Source organism: Ferrithrix thermotolerans DSM 19514 (assembly GCF_900128965.1).
Classification (GTDB): domain Bacteria; phylum Actinomycetota; class Acidimicrobiia; order Acidimicrobiales; family Acidimicrobiaceae; genus Ferrithrix; species Ferrithrix thermotolerans.
The window spans coordinates 16,706-37,455 of sequence record NZ_FQUL01000003.1 but is presented as its reverse complement, the minus strand read 5'-3'; the positions used below and the strand labels follow the sequence as shown (position 1 = coordinate 37,455).

General features: G+C 50.8%; 18 protein-coding genes. 3 read left to right on the top strand and 15 right to left on the bottom strand.

The features are described from left to right. Positions 1 to 12 precede the first annotated feature (12 nt). The 3 genes from BUA24_RS01660 to BUA24_RS01650 all read left to right on the top strand — a co-directional run bounded on the left by BUA24_RS01660 (position 13) and on the right by BUA24_RS01650 (position 4,175). Complete coding sequence (locus tag BUA24_RS01660; protein WP_072788090.1) at positions 13 to 501, top strand: YajQ family cyclic di-GMP-binding protein; 489 nt, start codon at positions 13 to 15, stop codon at positions 499 to 501. 176 nt (positions 502 to 677) lie between these two features. After that, a complete protein-coding gene (locus BUA24_RS01655) occupies positions 678 to 3,593 on the top strand; it encodes a bifunctional lysylphosphatidylglycerol flippase/synthetase MprF (protein WP_072788089.1) in 2,916 nt (971 codons plus the stop codon). Between the two features lie 111 nt (positions 3,594 to 3,704). Next, the gene (locus tag BUA24_RS01650; protein ID WP_072788317.1) at positions 3,705 to 4,175 is read left to right on the top strand and encodes a RidA family protein; all 471 of its coding nucleotides are present in this window, start codon (positions 3,705 to 3,707) and stop codon (positions 4,173 to 4,175) included. A 96-nt stretch (positions 4,176 to 4,271) separates the two neighbouring features. Here the strand turns inward: BUA24_RS01650 and BUA24_RS01645 are convergent, their stop codons facing one another. From BUA24_RS01645 to BUA24_RS01575, 15 genes are all read right to left on the bottom strand, one after another. Beyond that, entirely contained in the window at positions 4,272 to 5,183 is a 912-nt protein-coding gene (locus BUA24_RS01645) for a DMT family transporter (protein WP_143146329.1), read from the bottom strand. Between the two features lie 110 nt (positions 5,184 to 5,293). Further along, a complete protein-coding gene (locus BUA24_RS01640) occupies positions 5,294 to 6,880 on the bottom strand; it encodes an NADH-quinone oxidoreductase subunit N (RefSeq protein WP_072788085.1) in 1,587 nt (528 codons plus the stop codon). Beyond that, the gene (locus BUA24_RS01635; RefSeq protein WP_072788084.1) at positions 6,877 to 8,385 is read right to left on the bottom strand and encodes a complex I subunit 4 family protein; all 1,509 of its coding nucleotides are present in this window, start codon (positions 8,383 to 8,385) and stop codon (positions 6,877 to 6,879) included. The genes BUA24_RS01640 and BUA24_RS01635 overlap by 4 nt, the downstream gene beginning before the upstream one ends. A 65-nt stretch (positions 8,386 to 8,450) precedes the next feature. After that, a complete protein-coding gene (gene nuoL, locus BUA24_RS01630; RefSeq protein WP_072788082.1) occupies positions 8,451 to 10,337 on the bottom strand; it encodes an NADH-quinone oxidoreductase subunit L in 1,887 nt (628 codons plus the stop codon). 2 nt (positions 10,338 to 10,339) lie between these two features. Continuing rightward, a complete protein-coding gene (gene nuoK / locus BUA24_RS01625) occupies positions 10,340 to 10,645 on the bottom strand; it encodes an NADH-quinone oxidoreductase subunit NuoK (protein ID WP_072788081.1) in 306 nt (101 codons plus the stop codon). Continuing rightward, complete coding sequence (locus BUA24_RS01620) at positions 10,642 to 11,235, bottom strand: NADH-quinone oxidoreductase subunit J family protein (protein ID WP_218587382.1); 594 nt, start codon at positions 11,233 to 11,235, stop codon at positions 10,642 to 10,644. Before BUA24_RS01620 ends, nuoK begins: the two co-directional genes overlap by 4 nt. Then, the gene (nuoI, locus tag BUA24_RS01615) at positions 11,236 to 11,919 is read right to left on the bottom strand and encodes an NADH-quinone oxidoreductase subunit NuoI (protein ID WP_084660087.1); all 684 of its coding nucleotides are present in this window, start codon (positions 11,917 to 11,919) and stop codon (positions 11,236 to 11,238) included. It lies immediately after the preceding gene. Next, entirely contained in the window at positions 11,906 to 13,213 is a 1,308-nt protein-coding gene (nuoH, locus tag BUA24_RS01610) for an NADH-quinone oxidoreductase subunit NuoH (protein ID WP_084660086.1), read from the bottom strand. Before nuoH ends, nuoI begins: the two co-directional genes overlap by 14 nt. Continuing rightward, complete coding sequence (nuoG, locus tag BUA24_RS01605) at positions 13,213 to 15,816, bottom strand: NADH-quinone oxidoreductase subunit NuoG (RefSeq protein WP_072788079.1); 2,604 nt, start codon at positions 15,814 to 15,816, stop codon at positions 13,213 to 13,215. Before nuoG ends, nuoH begins: the two co-directional genes overlap by 1 nt. Further along, complete coding sequence (gene nuoF / locus BUA24_RS01600; protein ID WP_245790240.1) at positions 15,809 to 17,152, bottom strand: NADH-quinone oxidoreductase subunit NuoF; 1,344 nt, start codon at positions 17,150 to 17,152, stop codon at positions 15,809 to 15,811. The genes nuoG and nuoF overlap by 8 nt, the downstream gene beginning before the upstream one ends. Beyond that, entirely contained in the window at positions 17,103 to 17,732 is a 630-nt protein-coding gene (locus tag BUA24_RS01595; protein ID WP_072788075.1) for an NADH-quinone oxidoreductase subunit NuoE family protein, read from the bottom strand. Before BUA24_RS01595 ends, nuoF begins: the two co-directional genes overlap by 50 nt. Next, positions 17,732 to 19,099 carry an NADH-quinone oxidoreductase subunit D gene (locus BUA24_RS01590; protein ID WP_084660084.1) on the bottom strand — a complete coding sequence of 456 codons (1,368 nt, stop codon included), beginning with the start codon at positions 19,097 to 19,099 and terminating at the stop codon, positions 17,732 to 17,734. Before BUA24_RS01590 ends, BUA24_RS01595 begins: the two co-directional genes overlap by 1 nt. Then, complete coding sequence (locus tag BUA24_RS01585; protein ID WP_072788073.1) at positions 19,096 to 19,554, bottom strand: NADH-quinone oxidoreductase subunit C; 459 nt, start codon at positions 19,552 to 19,554, stop codon at positions 19,096 to 19,098. Before BUA24_RS01585 ends, BUA24_RS01590 begins: the two co-directional genes overlap by 4 nt. Further along, a complete protein-coding gene (locus tag BUA24_RS01580) occupies positions 19,547 to 20,134 on the bottom strand; it encodes an NADH-quinone oxidoreductase subunit B (protein ID WP_072788071.1) in 588 nt (195 codons plus the stop codon). The genes BUA24_RS01585 and BUA24_RS01580 overlap by 8 nt, the downstream gene beginning before the upstream one ends. Positions 20,135 to 20,137: 3 nt before the next feature. Continuing rightward, positions 20,138 to 20,578, bottom strand: a complete 441-nt coding sequence (locus BUA24_RS01575) for an NADH-quinone oxidoreductase subunit A (protein ID WP_072788070.1) — start codon at positions 20,576 to 20,578, stop codon at positions 20,138 to 20,140. Positions 20,579 to 20,750 lie beyond the last annotated feature (172 nt).

The window sequence follows — 20,750 nt, the reverse complement described above, 5'->3', positions numbered from 1 at the left end:
GTCTGTTAAACCATGCCTACCTTCGATGTTGTTTCAGAAGTTGATATGCAAGAAGTAAAAAACGCTGTTGACCAGGCAGCTCGAGAAGTGAATACCCGCTTCGACTTCAAAGACACCAACTCATCGATCGAGCTATCGGGAGATGAGGTGAAACTCTCGTCATCGACAGAAGATCGGCTAAAGGCCCTTACCACGGTACTTGAAGAGAAGCTAGTGAAGCGTAAAGTATCCCTGAAATCACTTGAGCGGGGCAAGGTCGAGGAGGGTTCGAGAGGATCCGCACGGCAAACCATAAAGATCGTTGCAGGTATCGACCAAGAACACGCAAAGTCGATATCGAAAACGATCAGAGAACAGGGCCCCAAGGGGGTTACGGCCCAGATACAGGGGGACCGGCTTCGAGTCACCTCGAAGAAACGAGACGACCTCCAGCAGGTGATCGAACTGCTAAAGGCCCAAGACTTTGGAATACCGTTGCAGTTCAATAACTTTCGAGACTAGAGATCACCTAACCGAGATCTCCACAAATCCGTGATGCCCTTGGCACCGGCTGATTTGGCCTTATGAAGATCGCAGACAAAACACCCTTTGACGTCGCTTACACCTATAGCAAGTGCAACTTACTTTACAAAGCTACCGACAAAAAGTGATGTACCTGAGTTAGAGTATCCCCTTAGATGAACATTATCAAGCCTCTCGTCTGCGAAGTGCAAAAAGGTCAACGGCTGATGATCCTTGCGCATCTAGCCCTAACCACTCCGAGCAGTGAGAGCTCAGTAAAGCTTGGTTCCCTCACTTCACTATGCGCAGAACTAAGGAAGCAACAAGATCTTGACACCCTTATCTTCGCAGGTAATCTGTTTGATCTTACACTTAAAACTAACTCAGATCTCCTCGATATAGTGAGGGGCCACCAAGAGTTATTTGATACCTTGGGAGAGCTGAGAAATCATCTGGGCACCAGGTTCATCCTCATCCCGGGAACGCTTGACGCAAAGGTCGCCGATGCGCCAGATCTCCTAGAAAAAGCTGTAGAGACCTACGTCGAGATAGAGTTGGCTTCTTCAGTCACGTTGCGCCTTGAAAGCGGGGTAAATCCACAGGAGCTACTGATAACCTCAGATGCAGGTGGGTACGGGACGAAAGATGAGAACTCAATAGCCCAAACGGAAGCAGCCGTTCGACAGGTCACGAAGAAGATCGCTGACGAGTACAAGGTTCTCCATGGTGCTGACAGACTGGAGAATACCAACGATATCTCCGCTTTCGTTGTATCACGTCTGATCTACCGGAGGGGATTACGTTACCTACCTCTGGCCTTAGCTCCTATCTTTGTCGCTCTCGCCCTAAAGATTCCCTTAGTCCTAACTCTTCCACTCCTATCAAGACTAAAGTCTCACCGTCACCTGCTGAACCATCAACTCTTCACCGTCGGTGCAAACACCCTGGTAGACGCTTTCGTGATATCCATCCTCTATTTGATCTTTGCTCGAAAAATATTTCGCTCCCTCGAAAGAGCCACTGAGACAGTGCTGGAAGAGGGAGACTCCATTCAACAACTTGGACTAGTTGAAACCGAGGCTGTTGCTCGGGGGCTCATCAGCTCTAGGGGATTTTCCCCCTCGCTCCTTAGTGTGGGCGAGAACTCTTTCCTTGCATCCCCTGGTTCGGTAGGTTCAAGCTACCGCCGGTTCCACACCCGACTCGGCCTGCCTGACACGTTCCTTGAGGTCGGACGGTGTTCCTGGTTGGAGATATCTGTCTACGAAGAGTTCTACGTAAGATTGATGCAGATCGGCATTGAAGCACGGACAAGTTGGTTTACGCGACTTCTACTAAAAGACTCTAATCGTCAGGCCAAATTCGTTGAGGTTCTAGCTACGCACCCTGGAGGCAAAAATTACCCTCAGGTTGGAAAAGCTACTAGGAATGACACATATAGAGCTAGAAGGATCAGTTACGTAGCTTTGACATCCATGGGCTTCTTGGAGCTTCTATCGTCATTCACTCCTCCACTTCGAGCGAGGATACATGCAATCCTTGCACTTCTTCCAAGTGTGGTCTCAAACTATGCGAACTCTGCAACGGCCCTCATCGGAGTGGCCACTATCTCACTCGCTGCCGGAGTTAGACGGGGGTCGCGTCGCGCATGGGCTCTAACTATCGCAGCAATCGCAGCTGGAGTAGTATCAAACCTCATAAAAGGTGGTGATCTTGAGGAGTCGTTCCTGTTGATACTGGCGGGAATATACCTGTTTGCGAACAGGCGATCGTTTCAGGCAGCGCCGGCAAAAGAACAAAAAAGAATTCTGAGGGCGGCTAGACCATTGTTTGCAGTACTCTTCACCGGAGTGCTCTCAGTAGAGGGTTTCTACGCATTAGCCAAGAGGCAACTGCTCCCCATAGGAACTGTTTTCTTTGCCACAGCAGAGAGGATGGTAGGCGTGGCAACCGTAAACTTGGATCCAGACCTCAACCGGATCATCACACCAGCGCTGACCTATACAGGCATAGCGACGCTTGGAATAGTTGCCTACACCTTGTTCAACCCACTTGTTAGCTCAATCGCACACGACATCTTCGACTCGTCTTCTGCCAACGACCCCTTCTCTCTCGTAAGGATGTACGGCAACGGCACCCTTGACTACTTCGCACTTCGAGATGACAAAACTCACTTTGTAGAGAGGTCCACATTGATCGCCTACTCGGTCTTTGGTTCTACCTGCGTAGTCTCGCCAGACCCCGTAGGACCAAAAGGGGTCCGCGAGATGGTATTCGAGCACTTTTTGTCAGATATGAAACGAAGAGGTCTATCGATCGCTGTACTGGGCGCCTCAGCTGAGTGGATCGACACCTACCAAAGCCTTGGCCTTCATCCCTACTACATCGGGGACGAAGCCATCGTGGAGGCGCGAGAGATCCCCCTTTTGGGAAAGGCTAACAAATCTCTACGGCAAGCAGTCAACAGGATGAAGAAGTACGGTTACACCGTGGAACTAATCAAGAGCTCTAGCATAAACGACGACGACAAAGACGACGTCGTAAGGGTCCTTTCCGAGTCCCGTCGCGGCGGCGTCGAAAGAGGCTTTTCGATGACGCTGGGTCGCATCTTTGACCCACGCGACAAAGACCTTTTACTTAGTATATGCAGGTCCAAGGAGGGCCGAATCGTTGGATTCTGTCAGTGGGTACCAACCAACCATGGACAGGGGTACTCCCTGGACCTGATGCGCAGAGAGATTGGAGAGCATCCAAATGGGATGATGGATCTCTTGATCGTTGAGACACTTTCCCATCTGTCGTCGACGGAGGTAAGGTACCTTAGTCTAAACTTTGCTGCGCTTAGAGCAACCCTGGCGGGTGAGCGAGGAGGCGGACTTTCACAACGCATGGAAAGATGGGCACTTGAACGCCTCTCCGACTCCATGCAGATCGAGTCGCTTTGGCGGTTCAACTCGAAGTTCAACCCCACCTGGGCGCCAAGGTACCTAATATACGATAACGTAGAAGACATTCCAAACGTTGCTATCGCCATTGCCAGGGCAGAGTCTCTATGGGATATTCCTTTGATAGGTCGTCTGATCATGCACTAACGCTTCAACACTCTCCGTCAAGGAGATCGATCGGTGTCCCTTTCGCAAAACTACGATGATTTCCCGGTTCTAATAACAAGATCTGATATTTCAAGTGCTAGCTTGAAGTGCATGACCAATGACCCATACAGAGCTATAGAAGAGCTAGGGCTGAAGCTGCCTACACCCACATCTCCCAAAGGATCTTACGTTCCAATGAGGCTCCAGGGAAATATCGCATACCTCTCAGGAGCCCTCCCAATAGATCCAGAGGGTGCTCTATACGCCCCTGGCGTAGTTGGAAACACGGTCTCAGAGTCCGAAGCTGCAAAGGCAGCTCAGTTGTGCGCCTTAAACCTAATCGCAAGGCTGCATAGTGATCTGGGATCACTAACGAAGGTGAAGAACTGGATCAAGCTGACCGGATTCGTAGCCAGTACCGCAACCTTTACGCAACAACCACTGGTAATTAACGGTGCCTCGGACTTCATAGTTCAGGTATTTGGAGAGACTGGACGCCACGCCCGATCGGCTGTGGGAGTCTCTTCCTTACCCTTAGGCAGTTCCGTAGAGGTAGAGGCCATCGTGGAGGTGGACCTCTAACATAACAGTCCTACACCTCTCCTGGGCACCGACGTAGACGGGTTAGGCTAGTCTTACACCTGGTGTCACCGACAAATTGGTCAACATTTGTCTAACTCAATATTTACGAAGCCCCAATCGCTCTAAGAGAAGTTTGACAACCTCCCCTGGAGCGACCCCTAAAGCTATACCCATCATGACTCCAACAGACCCAACCACTTGGGGGACGGTCACTTGACGGCCACCGACAACCGCCTGCGCAACTAAGGCACCTATGGGTATCAGACCTACAAAGAGACCAGCAACTTGCACTGGAATCTTAGAGAGACCTCCATACCACAACAGAAAGGCTGCAGCTGAAACAAAAACACCCATGTAAAGGATGGACAAGTATGGCGTAGGAGTGTCACCAAAGTTGAACGGCTTCAAAGAGACGAGCTGCGTTATCACTAAAGCCGTGGCTGCTATCAGATTTGTCGTAAAGGCCAAGGAGACCGCACCAGTCTTTGCAACCAAAGGTGCAGAAAGAACAGAGTAAAGAGCGTCACACACAAGCGCAACAAGAGACCAAAGGAAACCTTTGGCGCTCCCTGTCCCAGAGCCCTCAACTAATGCAGTAGCGCCGACGACAATCAGAGCACCCAACAAAGTCTGAACAGCTGGTAGCCGTATCAAGATCGCCTCCGATATGAGCACGATCAAAAGGGGGGCACATCCAATCACCACACCGACTGCAGCTGCCGAGGATGATTTGGTCGCCTCGACCAAGCTCACGGAGAAACCGTATAAGCCCGTCGCACTAAGGGCAAGGATCATAAACCAGTTCCGAAACCCAAGTCCTCTAAGGGTACTCAATTTCTTGTAAGAAAATGGAAGTAGGATCAACGCCCCAACGCCATAGCGGAGACCTTGACCGAGAAACACCGGAAAGTGAGACAGAAACGATGCAGCCTCCACTCCGGTTCCAACGAGGAACGGGGCCGCAGCTAGATATAGATAGCCACGATATGGGCTTTGCTTTTGAGACAACTTCGTCAATGAGCTACCGCACACTTCCAGAGCTTTTGCGCAACCGATCCAAAAAGCAGAGAGACCGCCAATCTAGATAGACCACTTCACAACCACGAACGGGGCGCCGCCTATCGGAGCAGGAACGCCTTCGATGCGAACTGAACTAAGGGACTGGCATAAAGCCCAAAACCCACAGTCATCGCCACCGAAAGCCCCATCGCCAGGCCCGCAGCCACCGGTACCTTTGCGTCCACCTTCAGATCGGTATCCTCATCAACTCTTACTGCAACCGCCCCAAGAGATATCTCTGGATCCGTAGACACCCTGTCGATCTCCGCATCCTTGGTGAGAGGGGTATACATGGACAGTGTAACTCTGAGATAGAGTACGGCAGCGATTACAACCGATACCATAGCTATCACTGCGATAACGTAATGGTGAGCTTCTACCACAGACGAGAGAACCGAGAACTTTGCCAGGAATCCGATGGTAAAGGGAGCACCGGCCTGTGCTAGTAACAAGATCGCAAGTGTCAGGGCTATCTTTGGATACTTGCGACCGATCCCTCTTAGGTCGGCTAGAGACAAGGTGCCTTCAGTACGTCCCTCAAGATGAGCAATCATGGAGATCGCACCAAATGTACCCGAAGACATCACTGTGTATGCGAACAGATAGTACAACGAGTCCCCAATTGACGCAGCTGAAGCGACGTAGAGTCCTAGCAGGATAAATCCCGCGTGGTTGATCGAAGAGTAGGCGAGTGTCCTTTTGGCATCACTTTGAACCACTGCCAGCACCGCTCCCACGAGCAGAGTTAGGATTGCCACAATCTCAAGAACAGGTTGCCAGTCCGCACGCAAAGTGTTGAACGCGAAATAGAACACTCTAAGTAGTGCAGCGAATCCCGCTGCTTTGACCACGCCCGACATAAACCCGGTGACGGAGGTTGGAGCACCTTGATATACGTCAGGGGTCCAGAACTGAAAGGGGACTACCGCGACCTTAAATCCAAGTCCGCCTAGGATAAGGACCATCCCAGCTAACAACACGCCATTTGATGTAAGAGTATTCTTAGAAAGAAACGCTGCAATATTCCCTAGGTTTGTCGATCCAGTTGAACCATAGACAAGCGCCAGTCCATAAAGGAACAAGGCCGAAGCAAATCCTCCGAGTATGAAGTACTTAAAGGCGCTTTCCTTTGACACTCTCCTAGAGGTTGTATAGGAGACCATAACATATAACGAGATCGAAAGTATCTCAAGTCCGATAAAAAGCACCAGTAGGTCGTATGCAGACTCCATTAACATAGCGCCGGTCGCCGACAACAAGGTTAAGGCGACAAACTCCGGACCCCTGTGACTTACCTTATAAAGATAGGCTTCAGCCAAAAGCAACGTAATTAGGACTCCGACGGATGTAAGGATCATGAAAAAGGTTGAAAAACCATCCACAGCAAGTGATCCGCCCACAACTGCGTAAGCCCCACGAGCATTTACGTTCTGACTGAGATGATAGCTCCATATGCCGCCAAATAGCGCAGCCGCCACCCCAAGTCCAGTGTATCCATAGGTCTGATCACGCTGTCCAAGAACAGCTACCAACAGCATCGACAACACAGCAGCTCCAACGAAGACAACTTCAGGGAGTATTGAACTGTATGATATCGACGGGAACTGTATCGGCGCTCCGGAAAGCACCGTTGCGACCAAGTTCATCGTCCCACCTTTCCAAGAGAAGACTGGTATGAAGAAGCAGGAGTCGCCTCTGAAAGAACCTTGTGAACCGAAGGGTTGATCCTATTTAGAAGGAGACTCGGAAAAAGTCCAACACCCACTATCAGAATTACTAGAGGCACCAGTGTTGCCACTTCCGCTACGCTGAGATCCTTAAATCCACGCTGCTCAGGGTCCTTTCGATGAAACACCTTCTGGTAAGCCCAGAGCATATAGATTGCAGACAAGATAACGCCGCTCACGCCAACTACTGCCCACCACCTATGAGACACAAATGCACCTAGGAGTATCATGAACTCACCAATGAAGCCATTTAATCCAGGAACTCCTATCGAAGCAAGCATCACTACAGTAAAGATGCCGGCCATAACCGGGGCCTTGCTCTGCAATCCCGCGAGTTTAGAGGTGTCCAAAGTATTGCGCCTTGAGTAGATCATGCCCAACAACAAAAACAGGGCGGCTGTATATATACCGTGATTAAACATCTGAAGTACGGCACCCGACAGTCCAATCGTGGTAAATGCGAACAGTCCAAGGACGATGAAGCCCATATGAGACAGAGACGAGTACGCCACGAGTCTCGAGAGATGACTCTCCCCTGCAGCGGTGATAGCACCATATCCTATACCAACGACAGCCAGCGTCAGAATAAGCCAACCTAACGACCTTGACGCCTGGGGAAAAAGTTGGAAGTCAAAGCGAAGTATACCGTAGGTCCCTAACTTTGCCATGACTCCACCGAGAACTATCGCCGTAGAGATAGGCGACTGAGAATAGGCATCAGGAGACCAGGTATGGAAAGGGAACACGGGAGCCTTGATCAGAAATGCAACGCTAAAGGCTAGGAAGAGTAACCGACCCGCCGTAGACGACATCTGCGTGTGGGCTAAGGCTGAGATAGAGAAGGTAAGTTGGCCCGTTGAAGCCTCGTGTATAAACACAAGGGCCAATATTCCTACCAGGAGAAAGGCTGAACCAAGAAAGGTATAGACGAAAAACTTTACGGCCGCTCTACCACCTAACGAAAATCCCCAGTTAGCCATCAGGAAGTACGTGGGAATCAGTGTGAGCTCAAACATCAAGAAAAAGTCGAACAGATCGGTGACCAAGAAACTTCCAACACACGCAGCTTCCAAGACCAGCATCCATGCTATAAAGGACTTGGGATCCCTCGTCTCTTTCGATCCGAAGATGGCGATGGGAAATAGAACCACGCTAAGGATCACCAGAAATAGCGAGATACCGTCGACGCCTAAGGACCACGAGATCCCAAAGCTGGGAATCCAGCGGTAAGAAGACGTCATTTGATATCCTGCTACACCGGTCTTGAACTTTAGCAGCATTACAACAGCAACAACTAGTTCCGCCAGCGAAAGTGACAGGCCCAGTCTTCTATAGTATCTCGCAGGAAACTCGCTAGGAAAAAAGAATAGCAGCACCCCTGCAATCGCCGGAAGAAAAACCAGAACCTCTAGGTAGGGGAACATATCTATAGCCCTCCTGACATCAATACAAGAAGAAATAATGCGCTGATTACCACCTGAACCACCCTCTAGCCACTAGCTCTGGTCAACATATAACCGAGTAGAACCACCACACCCAAGGAGACTGCAAGAGCATAAGAACGCACATATCCGCTTTGCAGCTTTCGCGCATAGACGCCAACTCCAGCAACGATAGCCGTCACCGCACGGACCGCTCCATCGATGACCTTTCGATCCACCACATCGTTTGTCTCAAGAGCTAGCTTTGTACCGGAAACAGCAAAGGCTTTATCGTAAATCGAGTCGATGTAGTATGCCTTCTGCAAAACTCTCGGCTCCAGGGAGGGTTGAACCCACCTACTACGCCACAGTGAGGTGGCTAGCCCAACTCCGCCTAGAGCAACCAAAGTATCAACTGCTCCCAAAATAAGCTCCAACGAAGTCGAAACGTGTGGAGGGGGCGGAGAGACGGCGAACACTGGAGCCAGCCATTTACTTAGGAACTCCAGCTTGACACCAAAGGGCAGATTCAAAGCACCACCCAAGACAGCCAGAGCGGCTAGGACCACAAGAGGTATGGTCATAACCTTTGGAGACTCGTGAGGTTTATGTTCTTCTCGCTCATCCGTGCTCCACCTACTGGGACCATAAAAGGTTAGATAGGTCTCTCGTCCCATGTAATAAGCAGTAAGTAGCGCTGCGACTATCGCAACGACCCACAGGAACGGGCTCTTCACATAAGCAGCATCGAGAACGTCGCCTTTGGACCAAAATCCAGAGAAAGGAGGAACTCCCGCTATCGACAGCCACCCTACAACGAAGGTTACAGAGGTGACTGGCATGAAACGCCTGAGAGCTCCCATCTTCTTTAGGTCTTGTTCATCATGCATTCCATGTATCACAGAACCAGCACCAAGGAATAGAAGTGCCTTGTAGAACGCATGAGTAACCATAAGAAAGATGGCAGCGACGTATGCTCCTGTACCGATCCCTAGAAACATAAAACCAAGTTGCGATACAGTAGAGTAAGCGAGTACCTTCTTTATATCGCTCTGCGATGTAGCAGCCGTTGCCCCAAGCAGTGCGGTAGCGACCCCAACGACAGCCACGATCATGGAGGTCGTCTTGGATAGTGCCAGGAACGGATTGAGCCTAGCCATGAGGAATACCCCGGCCGTCACCATGGTAGCTGCGTGAATCAGCGCAGAGACCGGAGTAGGACCTTCCATCGCATCCACAAGCCACACGAAAAGCGGTATCTGTGCGGACTTACCGACCGCTGCGACAAAGAAAAGTAACGATATCCAGGTTGCAACCTCATGGGATGTACCAGCGGTATGAGACAGTATGTGGCTATAGCTCAAGGAACCAAAGTACTTGTACACCATGAATGCACCGAGCAGAAAGCCAGCGTCGCCGATTCGGTTGATTATGAAAGCCTTCTTGCCTGCGCTCGCTGCACTTGGCCTTTCAAACCAAAAAGCTATTAGGAAGTAGGAACACGTGCCTACCCCTTCCCACCCTAAAAACGTTAGGGGGATCGATCCACCTACCACCAGGACGAGCATTGAAAATACGAACAAGTTTAGGTAGACGAAAAACTGATGGAATCTATCGTCATGCGACATGTAGCCTATCGAGTAAACATGGATCAAAAAGGCAACGCCGGTTACGAATAGCACCATAGTCATAGACAGAGGGTCGAGGTATAAAGAAACGTTTACGTGCAATGAACCAGCCGCAAACCAGGTGTACAGTCTGTCGACATATACCCGAGTTCCAGATGGTCTAGATAAAAGTCCGATGTAGACAAACACCGACAACACGAAGGCCGCTCCCACTGTAAGCGATCCAATCACACCCGCACCAGGGCGACCCAATCGTCGGCCAAAGAACAAAAGTACGATGAATCCACCAAGGGGCAGCCCGACCACGTAGGGCAACAAGCTCAACATCTCTATCCTCTCAAGACATGAAGGTCATCAGCCGTAACCTGCCGTTTGCCGCGAAAGATTGCAACGATCAGCCCCAACCCCACTACGACCTCTGCAGCGGCAACAACTAGGACGAAGAACACGCTCACCTGTCCCGCTATATCGTTGAGCATCCGTGAATAGGTAACAAGCGTTAGGTTCACGGCATTCAACATGAGCTCTAGACACATAAACATGATCAAAATGTTTCGCCTAACCAAAAGTCCAAAGGCACCGACACCAAAAAGGACCGCGGCAAGAATTAGGTACCAGCTTCCAGGAACACTCATCTCGCATTCACCTCCCCCATCTCGTCCTCCAAAGCCGACTCTGACGAAATATCCTCCTGTATCTTTGAAACCCGAGCGAGTACAACCGCACCAAGCACCGCTATTACAAGCAAAACCGAAGTCGCCTCGAAGGGCAACAGATAGGTTGTAAAAACTGCCCTCGCTAATACTCCAACGTTCGAATGGCCGTTAGGAGCAGCGGTAACCGAATGAGCTCCAGTCGCCCAGACCCCTTTTGCCAAAATAGAAAGCTCCACCAAGATTGCGATCGAGAGAACAAGACCGGCTGGCAACTTCCACGACACCGAATCTTTGGGAAAGACGGTCTCTTTCTTGTCCACCCCTAGCAACATAATCACAAACAAGAACAGCACCACAATTGCGCCCGCATAAACGATAACCTGAACCGCAGCGAGGAACTGTGCTCCTTGCTCAACGAATAATACTGCTATAGCAAAAAACGTCATAACGAGCATAAGCGCGGCATGAACAGGATGTCTAAGCGTAACTACGCCTATAGCGCCCGCAACAGCAGCAATCGCAGCGGCTGCAAAGGTAAAGAAATCTGGCGCAGATATTGCTGCGAACACTTAGTGAACCTCCCCACCGTATCGTCTTAGAATTTTTGAAGCCGCCACTTCGCGCAGAGAGAAGTGGTTCACTTCTGCGGGTTCGACGTCCTTGTTTTGACCGCTTTCTGGAGGCCTTACTCCGAAGCCAAGTTCGCCGCTCCACGACACAACTCCCTCAAACTCTGGATCACCCTGAGGAGCCGTTGCTCGCATCCACGCCGAGGTCAGCTGCTCCTCACCTTCTCGCCAGTCCTCCCAGGGAAGCTGTCTAGGCATTCCGTTGTCATCAACCAGAAGCTCTTTTTTGGTATAGATCGCATCTTCTCTGTTGGTAAATGAGAACTCAAACATCTTTGACTCGGTTATAGCTTCAGTTGGACAAGCCTCCACGCAGAGGTCACAGTGGATACACCTGAGATAGTTGATCTCATATACGAAGCCGTAGCGTTCACCGGGAGATACGGGACTGTCTGGAGGATTATCCTTACCACGAACGTAAATACAGCGCACTGGGCATACAGCAGCACACAGCTCGCATCCGATACACTTCTCAGCACCGTCTTCATAACGGTTCAGTACATGCCTGCCGTGAAACCTCGGTGGTTTTTCGCGCTTTTCCTCAGGGTACTGTTTTGTAACGCGAGGCTCAGCTATCTGCTTAAAGGTCAGTCGAAAACCTTTCAAACCATCAAGTACGCCCATCTGGATCTCCTCCACTTTTCGAACTGACAACGCCCTCGGCGCTGATACGGGTAACGACACGCTTGCCTGACACTACATGGGTATCGCCAAACTTCGCTCGACTATCTAAGGCATCTTTTGGCGCAACCTTCAGGCTCGCACTCATAGCGTTCGTCGCGTTGCTCCTTTGGCCAACTGCCATGGCCCGATAAAGTAGACCTGCACCAACGATAAGAGCAGCCAGCATAGAAAAGCCTGCAACCTTTGATATCTGCATACCGGCTATGACTAGAAGCCAGCCAAGGGAAAGAGGTATCAAGACCTTCCAGCCCAGATCCATAAGCCGGTCGTAGCGCAAACGCGGTAGAGCCGCTCGCAGCCACACGTAGATGAATGCGAAAACGCCCGTCTTTATGACAAACCACAGTATGGGCCATAACCAGTGCAGCGGTGCAGGATCAGGTCCGTCTGGACCTCCAAAGAACAAAGTCACTATAATCGCCGACATCGTCACTGTGTTCATAAACTCAGCTAGGTAGAATAAGGCAAACCGTATCGACGAGTACTCGGTATTGAATCCTCCAACCAGCTCTTGCTCCGCCTCCACTAGATCGAATGGGGGTCGGTTGAGCTCAGCAGTGATTGCGATTAGAAAGATGACAAAGGGTATGACACCGAGCCTCAAGATATTCCAGTGTGGAATGACACCGAAGAATGAACCCTGCTGAGACAAGACCATGTCTCGGGTCGACAGCGATCCCGTCACGAGAACTACGGCCACGATGGATAGACCCATCGCTGCTTCATAAGAAATCATCTGAGCCGATGCACGCACGGAACCGAGCAACGGATACTTCGACCCCGAGGACCAGCCTGCCAACATTACCCCATAGACAGATATAGACGACATTGCAAGGAGTAACAAGATTCCCATAGGCGGATCAGCTACCTGAAGTTCAGTAGAGTATCCAAATACCTTGATGTACCCTCCGATCGGGACAATCGTAAAGGTCACAAACGCTGGTACCATCGCTAGATAGGGAGCAAGTTTGAATACAAATGAGTCCGATCTATCGGGTACTAGGTCTTCTTTGAAAAACAGCTTGATACCGTCTGCCAGAGACTGCAAAAGACCGAAAGGGCCTGCGCGATTTGGACCAATACGATTTTGCATATCGGATATGACCTTGCGCTCAAACCAGATCATAAGCATCACGGTTACCAGCAGAACTGCGAAGGCAACCACTACCTTTACAACGACAAGGACTAGCACCCCGAGGCTAATCTTGCCTAACAATAAGGGATCAGCCCCCACTATGCCTTCACCACCTTCACGAGAACTCCCCCATTCAACGACCCGAACTTATCAAGCTCGTATCCTTCAACAAACTCTGCCACCAGGACTCCCGGCACAACATCGTTAGACACCTCTAGTTGAAACTCACCGCTAGAGAGATCACCCGAGATGATCCTCACGACATCTCCATCTTCGACGGAAGAAACTCTGGCGCTCTCGCTCGAAAGCCGCAACTTTGGCTTTGACACCAACGAACTAAGGGTCGGCGAACTGGCGACCTCTACTCCGTAGCCGTATAGTTTCCTCGCCAAATGTAGCCTTAGCTTATCTGGCTCTTTCCTCGACGCAATAGAGGCTGTCGGCCTCTCTTTCATTACATCAGACAACTCATCCAAGGAATCCGAGGAGTCATTAGAGTCAACCAACTCGCCATCTGGGTTAAAGTCATAGATAGCAACCGGTTCTGACAAAGGAGCTGCCTGTCTCTTTACCGAACTAATTCCCGGTGTTGCGACAGGATCCAGGACTCGTCTTCCCGCTATGTGCACCTTTACACTACGTGGCACAACCACGCCTTCAACCTCAGTCGACAACAAAGAAGGAGAGAACCCCCGATGGATTTTAGATATCGCCTGGATCTCCTCCCATATGTCGCTCTCGCTCTCGAAACCTAGGTCGTACCCGATCGATTCAGCGAGCGCAACTGCAATCTCCCAACCCTTTTGAGACACTCCGGCTGGGACAAGACTCTGTCCTAGCGGCAGGACCCTGCTCTCTGCGTTGGTAATCGATCCAAAGTACTCGCCATAACCAGAAAGAGGTAGCACGACATCTACGTACTCTGTCCACTCTCCAAAGTGGCTATCTATGGCCACAACCATAGATGACCTCTCAAGCGCCTGCCTAACTAAAGACTTATCAGGGAAACCTGAGAGTGGATTTGGTCCCAAGAGAAAGATAATCTCGATATCGTCCGCAGCTGCCGCACTCAAAACATCAGCGGCGTTTCGACCCAACGACTTAGGTGGATTTGGCCATGGAAAGTCTTCTGGTACCTTTCCTATGACCCTTCCACCTGGAAGGAGTCCTGGGGACATTCCCATCTGGACCGCGCCCATGGTGTTAGCACCCTGGAGCAACGGCAAGATCTTCGCATTTGGATACCTCTGCAAAACCTTTGCAACAAGACCACTCCTCCATGACGAAGAACGCAACAGATCTGCCTGCCCGACTACCACTACCACTTGCTCGTCACTTAGATCCTTGACCTTCACACCCGCCAATGCGGATAGGTCTATTGACTCGATTTGACTCAAAACCTCGTCAGCTTCGATCAATAAAGATGAGCTTACAAGAGTAGACAAGGAGGTCCGACGCTCGATTATCTCAACCGCAGAGGTTGTTTGCGCAAGAAGAGCCTCCCGGAGTCTGAGATACAGCACTGGCATCTCCTCTTCTACATCCGCTCCGAGTAGCAGAGTCAACTTAGAGTTAACCACCTCATCAAAGGTCGCTATCTTTCCCCCAAGTAAAAGAGAAGGATCAACTCCCCCCTCTGGTTGACAGTCCAGGGAGTCGACCGAGAGGTATCCTTTTAGCAGCTTAGCCCAAGCAAAGGCGTCTTCATTTGATATCGAGCCTCCGCCGATAGCGGCCACCGTAGCGGGACCAACTTTTTCTAGTGCGGCGGTTAACGTCTTAGCAACTTGCGTTAGGGCTTCGAACCACCCGACCTCCACTAGGTTATCGTTCTTGCGCAGATAAGGCGCTAAGACTCTATCTTCTGAAGAGGTTGCTTCGAACGCAAACCGCCCTTTATCACACAACCACGAGTGGTTTATCGCATCAGAGTCGATACCGAGCACCCTAGTCATCTCGTTCTGGGAAGACTGAAGTACCACCCGGCAGCCCATCGCACAACTTGTGCACGTAGACTCAGTCTGTTCTAGATCCCACGGCCTAGCCTTGAAACGATAGGACTTAGAGGTGAGAGCCCCCACCGGACATATCTGGATAATATTTCCCGAGAAGTAGTTATCGAAGGTCCCGCCAGGAGCAGGAGCAACCTCTATATTGGCTCCCCTTCCCGCAAAGTCGATAAGTCCCTTACCTACCACCTCACCCGCAAATCTGGTACAGCGACCGCACTGGATACAACGTTCTCGGTCTAACAAAACGATGCTTGATATCTCTATAGGTTTTGCGAAGTGTCGCTTTTCTTCTACGTATCTGCTTTCACCAGGACCATGCGCCAAGGTTTGATCCTGCAAAGGGCACTCCCCACCTTTGTCACAGACCGGACAGTCGAGAGGATGATTGGCGAGCAGATACTCTAGGACACCGTCTTGTGCCTTCCTTACTGCCACCGAATCAGTAATAACCTCCATGTCAGGGGAGACTTGTACAAAGCAAGCTGGTTGCAGAGTAAATCCACGCGGACCCTTTATCTCAACCAAGCACATCCTACACATACCAACGGCCTTCATGCGGGGATGGTAGCAAAACCTAGGGATGTAGGTTCCGGCCTCCTCTGCTGCTCTTATGACGGGATCACCCTTTCTCGCCCAAATCGGCCTGCCATCTAGGACAAAGGATATTGCCTCCTCCCGCTCCTTACTCAAAGGGACACCCTCCTTCTTTGATATGGGTCAGAAACTCATCTCGAAACATACGAATGCCCACAGCTACCGATGATGGGATTGAGGGTCCTAGTACGCATATCGTTGTCTGTGCTGGCGGCCAGCTGACTCCCGGGACGATGTTGTCACATAGATCCATGAGCAGTTCGAGGTCCTCTTCCCTGCCGGCTCCTGCCTCAATGCGAGCCATAACCTTCTCGATCCAGTTGGAACCTTCACGGCATGGAGTGCATTGACCACACGACTCACGCATAAAAAACCTGGAGATCCTCCACGCAGCCCTTACCATACAGGTAGAGTCGTCCATGACAATTATCGAACCAGATCCAAGCATGGAACCCGCTTTAGCGACTTCATCCTGACCCAAAGGGAGATCTAGTTGATCTGGCGTTATCCACGGAGCAGAGACGCCACCTGGGATAACGGCTTTGAGTGAACGTCCTTCATAAAGACCCCCTCCAAGATCGTCCGAAAAGATTAGCTCCCTGAATGTGGTCTTGACCATCTCTAACTCATACAGACCGGGCCGCTTGACCGCTCCAGAGAGAGCAAATATCCTAGTTCCAGTCGATCTGCCAGATCCTAGCGCCTTAAAGGCAGCACCTCCTCTGGATACAATCCAAGGAAGATTGGACACCGTCTCGACGTTATTCACTATGGTTGGTTCACCATACAGTCCGATGACCGCTGGAAAATAGGGAGGCTTTATACGGGGGAAACCTCGCTTACCTTCTAGTGATTCGAGCAGAGCGGTCTCTTCACCGCAGATGTATGCTCCCGCCCCCGGATGAACGATAAGATCTAGAGAGAAGCTCGAGCCAAAGATGTTCCTTCCGAGTGCGCCTATCTTGTATGCATCGTTAACCGCACTTTGCACTCTCTCTAGACCTAGTGCAAACTCGCCCCTTATAAAGATGAAGGCACGGGATGCACCTATCGCATAAGCTGCGATGATTGTTCCTTCAACCAGCTGATGCGGATCGTTTTCCACGAGAAAATGGTCTTTGAAGGTTGCGGGTTCGCTCTCGTCTCCGTTTATCACCAGGTATCGTCTCGTGGACTTCTTTAGCATCGACCATTTACGGCCCGCCTCAAATCCGGCTCCCCCACGGCCCAAGATATTTGACTCAACTACTTGAGCAACTATCTCCTCGGGGTTCATGGCTAGAGCTTTGCGAAGCCCTTCATATCCACCCGTCTCGAGATACACGTCCAAAGTATGTGAGCCTTCTACACCTCTTCGAGAAAGAACAATAGACTCTGCCGCCTCAGGCATCTCCACCTCCTTTTTGAGCCATCCGGCTTGATCTTTGTTCATCCTCAACAAGTCTCAACTCATCGATCTCTTCGAGAGGGATTAGCTCCGGAGCGCTTCTTTTTATCCTGGAGATCACACCGTGACTGGGTACCTCGTCCTCTAACCGACCTTCAATTAGGTCTGACTTGAGCCTCTTGACACCTTCTTCATCCAATGGACCAAAGTACCTGTAGTTCACGTGCAGACAAGGAGCCCTATCACACAGCGCAATACACTCAACCTCTTCAACGGTAAACAGCGAGTCTTCGCTAGTCTCGCCGACTGAAGCTCCCATGGTCTCTTCAACAGCCTCGAGTAACTCATATCCGCCCTGCAGCATGCATGCGATGTTGGTACATACCCCAACGACGTAACGACCAACTGGGTGGAGCTGGATCATATCGTAAAAGCTCGCAGTTCCGTGCACTTCAGCCGGTGTCGTACTCGTAAGCTCTGCGATGTGCTCTATGGCGTCGGGTGCAAGGTAACCATCTACCGACTGAGCAAGATGACACAGGGGAATCGTCGCGGAACGCGCTTCAGGGTAAAGCTTTACAAGCTCTAGCGCTTCTTGCAGAACTTCGTCTTTAAATCTGCTCACTACCTATCAACCTCTCCCATAACTGGATCCACCGAGGATATGACGGCAACTGCATCGGCGATGAGACCTCCATGTAACATCACAGGCAGAGATTGAAGATTCACGAACGAAGGCGCTCTGACATGCATGCGGTAGGGGCGATTCTCTCCGCTTGATACTATGTAGCAGCCGAGTTCCCCTCGTGGCGACTCGATAGCCACATAGTTCTCACCAGCGGGAACACGATACCCTTCAGTATGAAGCTTGAAATGGTGAATCAACGCCTCCATCGACTCGTCTATACGGGCTCGAGGCGGTGGAGTTACCTTCCTGTCTAAAGACTTGTATTCGCCCTCTGGCATCTTTTCTAGAATCTGTTCGACTATACGAACAGACTCAAGGATCTCATTCAGCCGGACAGAGTAACGGTCGTAAGTATCGCCTACAGTGCCAACTATCACATCAAAGTCCACCTGGTCGTAGAAGAGATAAGGCATAGTCTTACGAAGATCCCACGGCAGACCCGTTGCCCTAAGTATCGGACCGGTTGCAGAAAGAGCCATAGCCTGTTGTTGAGTGATTACTCCGACACCTTCAACGCGCTCACGGAAGATGGGTTGACCCGTAAGTAGTTCCTGATACTCCTCCACTCTAAATGGCATGGTCTCGCAGATAGCTGCCACGTCATCAAACCATCCATCAGGAAGGTCAGCAGCAACTCCGCCGGGTCGTATGTAGTTGTGGTTCATGCGCAGTCCAGTGACTTTTTCAAAGAACCCCAGGATCAACTCCCTCTCCCTGAATCCGTAGATCATCATTGACGTAGAGCCAAGATCCATACCGTTTGTCGCCATCCACATGACATGAGACGAGATTCTGTTCAATTCCGACATCAGCATGCGGATCCACGTTGCTCTGGGAGGAATCTCAATATCCATAAGCGACTCAACCGCAAGGGAGAAGACCAGTTCGTTGTTGAGGGGAGAAAGATAGTCCATGCGGGTAACGTTGGTCGAGCCCTGCATAAACGTAAGCATCTCCGCCGTTTTCTCCATTCCGGTGTGCAGGTATCCTATGACTGGCTTTGATCTTAGAATCGTCTCACCATCGAGCTCCATCATTATTCGTAGCACCCCATGGGTAGATGGGTGCTGTGGACCCATGTTGATGATCATGGTCTCGTCCGCTGGAACGGAAGCTAGATCTACCTCATCGATGTCTACGGCCTCTTCCTCTGGTACTCGAAGAACATACCCTTCCTCAAGGTAGAACTCCTCGATTGGAGTGTGCTCTCGTGGAAGAAGTTCCTGAACACCCTCTGAAGTCTCTTCAACAAGCAGACTGAGATGATCGGTGTTTGAGACCTTAGAGTCTACGTCGTTTTTCATCTGGTACTCTTCACCTCCTTAAACTGTACGGGCACACGCTGTGGTGCGTAGTCTTTGCGCAATGGGTGACCCTCCCAACCCTCCGGAAGCAGGATACGCGTCAGATCGGGGTGACCTCTGAATAAAATACCGAACAGATCGTAGACCTCTCTTTCCATGGCTTCTGAACCTGGATACTGACGAAAGATTGAGTCTATCCATGGGTCGTTCTCAGGCACTTGGACACGAAGTCTCACCCGCCTAGCCTGAGAGATCGAGAGCAGATTTACAACCACCTCAAAACGTTCAGGCTTTATCTCCTTTGGCAGAGGTCTTTCTTCAACGTCGAGATAGTCCACTGCAGTTAGGTCCGCACACACCTCAAAACCCTGCCTGCGCAGATCACTAACAAAGCTTAGGTACTCCACTCTCGGTAGAAAGAGAACCTCGCCGCCTCTTTCTTTTACCTCACTCACCTTTTTGCTCCGAACGAACCAACGACTTTATACTTACCTTTCGCACCTTCTGTGGTGAGACCGCCAAAGTTGACTCCACCCCATCAGAGAGGAGGACTGCGTCTTCATCGCGTCTTGTGATCGCCCCATTACGAACCTTTTCGTGCAAAGTCAATATTGCGTGTATCAGCGTCTCAGGACCAGGAGGACACCCGGGGGCATACACATCGACTGGTACAATCTGATCTACGCCTTGAACTATCGCATAGTTGTTGAAAATTCCGCCAGTAGAGGCACAAACACCCATTGAAATGACCCACTTTGGCTCCATCATCTGATCGTAGACCTGTCGTAGCACCGGAGCCATCTTCTGCGACACTCGTCCAGCCACTATCATTAGATCCGCTTGCCGGGGAGATGCCCTGAAGACCTCCATGCCAAATCTAGCGAGGTCGAAGTCAGCCGCTCCAGCAGACATCATCTCGATTGCGCAACAAGCAAGACCGAAGGTGGCTGGCCACATCGACGCCTGGCGCGCCCATTGAACTACGTTCTCCAGTTGCGCGGTTAGAAAATTATGACTGAGATCCTCTAGACCCATTGTCTAAGCCGCCCTTACACCGCTAGATGAACTACCTAAAGAGTCTTCGTTACTTACATCAAGATCCACTTGCGGTTCAACGCGCTTTTGAGGCCCCCAGTTCAACGCCCCATTTCCGATTAGATATACGAACGATGCAAAGACAATGACGGCAAAGACCACCACCTCTGCAAAGCCAAAGGCCGCTAACTGCCTAAAGTCTGCCGCCCAGGGATACAAAAACACGATCTCAATGTCAAAGACTATGAAGATCATCGCTACGAGGTAGAAACGCACAGGGAATCGCTCAGCCGCTGCGTTCCGTGGAACAATCCCACACTCATAGGGGGCTCCCTTCGCCTTAGTCGGGCGCTTGGGGGCAAATATAGCTGACGCTACAAATGAACCTGCGGCAAAAAGCGTCGCAAGAACTGCCATCACCAACACCGGTAAGTACTGCGCCAATGTCCCTCCTTCAAAGAAATACTCTTTATGACCTAACCACCGACTCAACGCCGGCCACGCCACAACTACACCCTACATACTTCCAAAATTTGACGTACGCACCAAATTTGCATAATTTATCACACTGGAGCGTTGTGTATCTCGGCAAATAACAGTACCGTCACCATGTTGG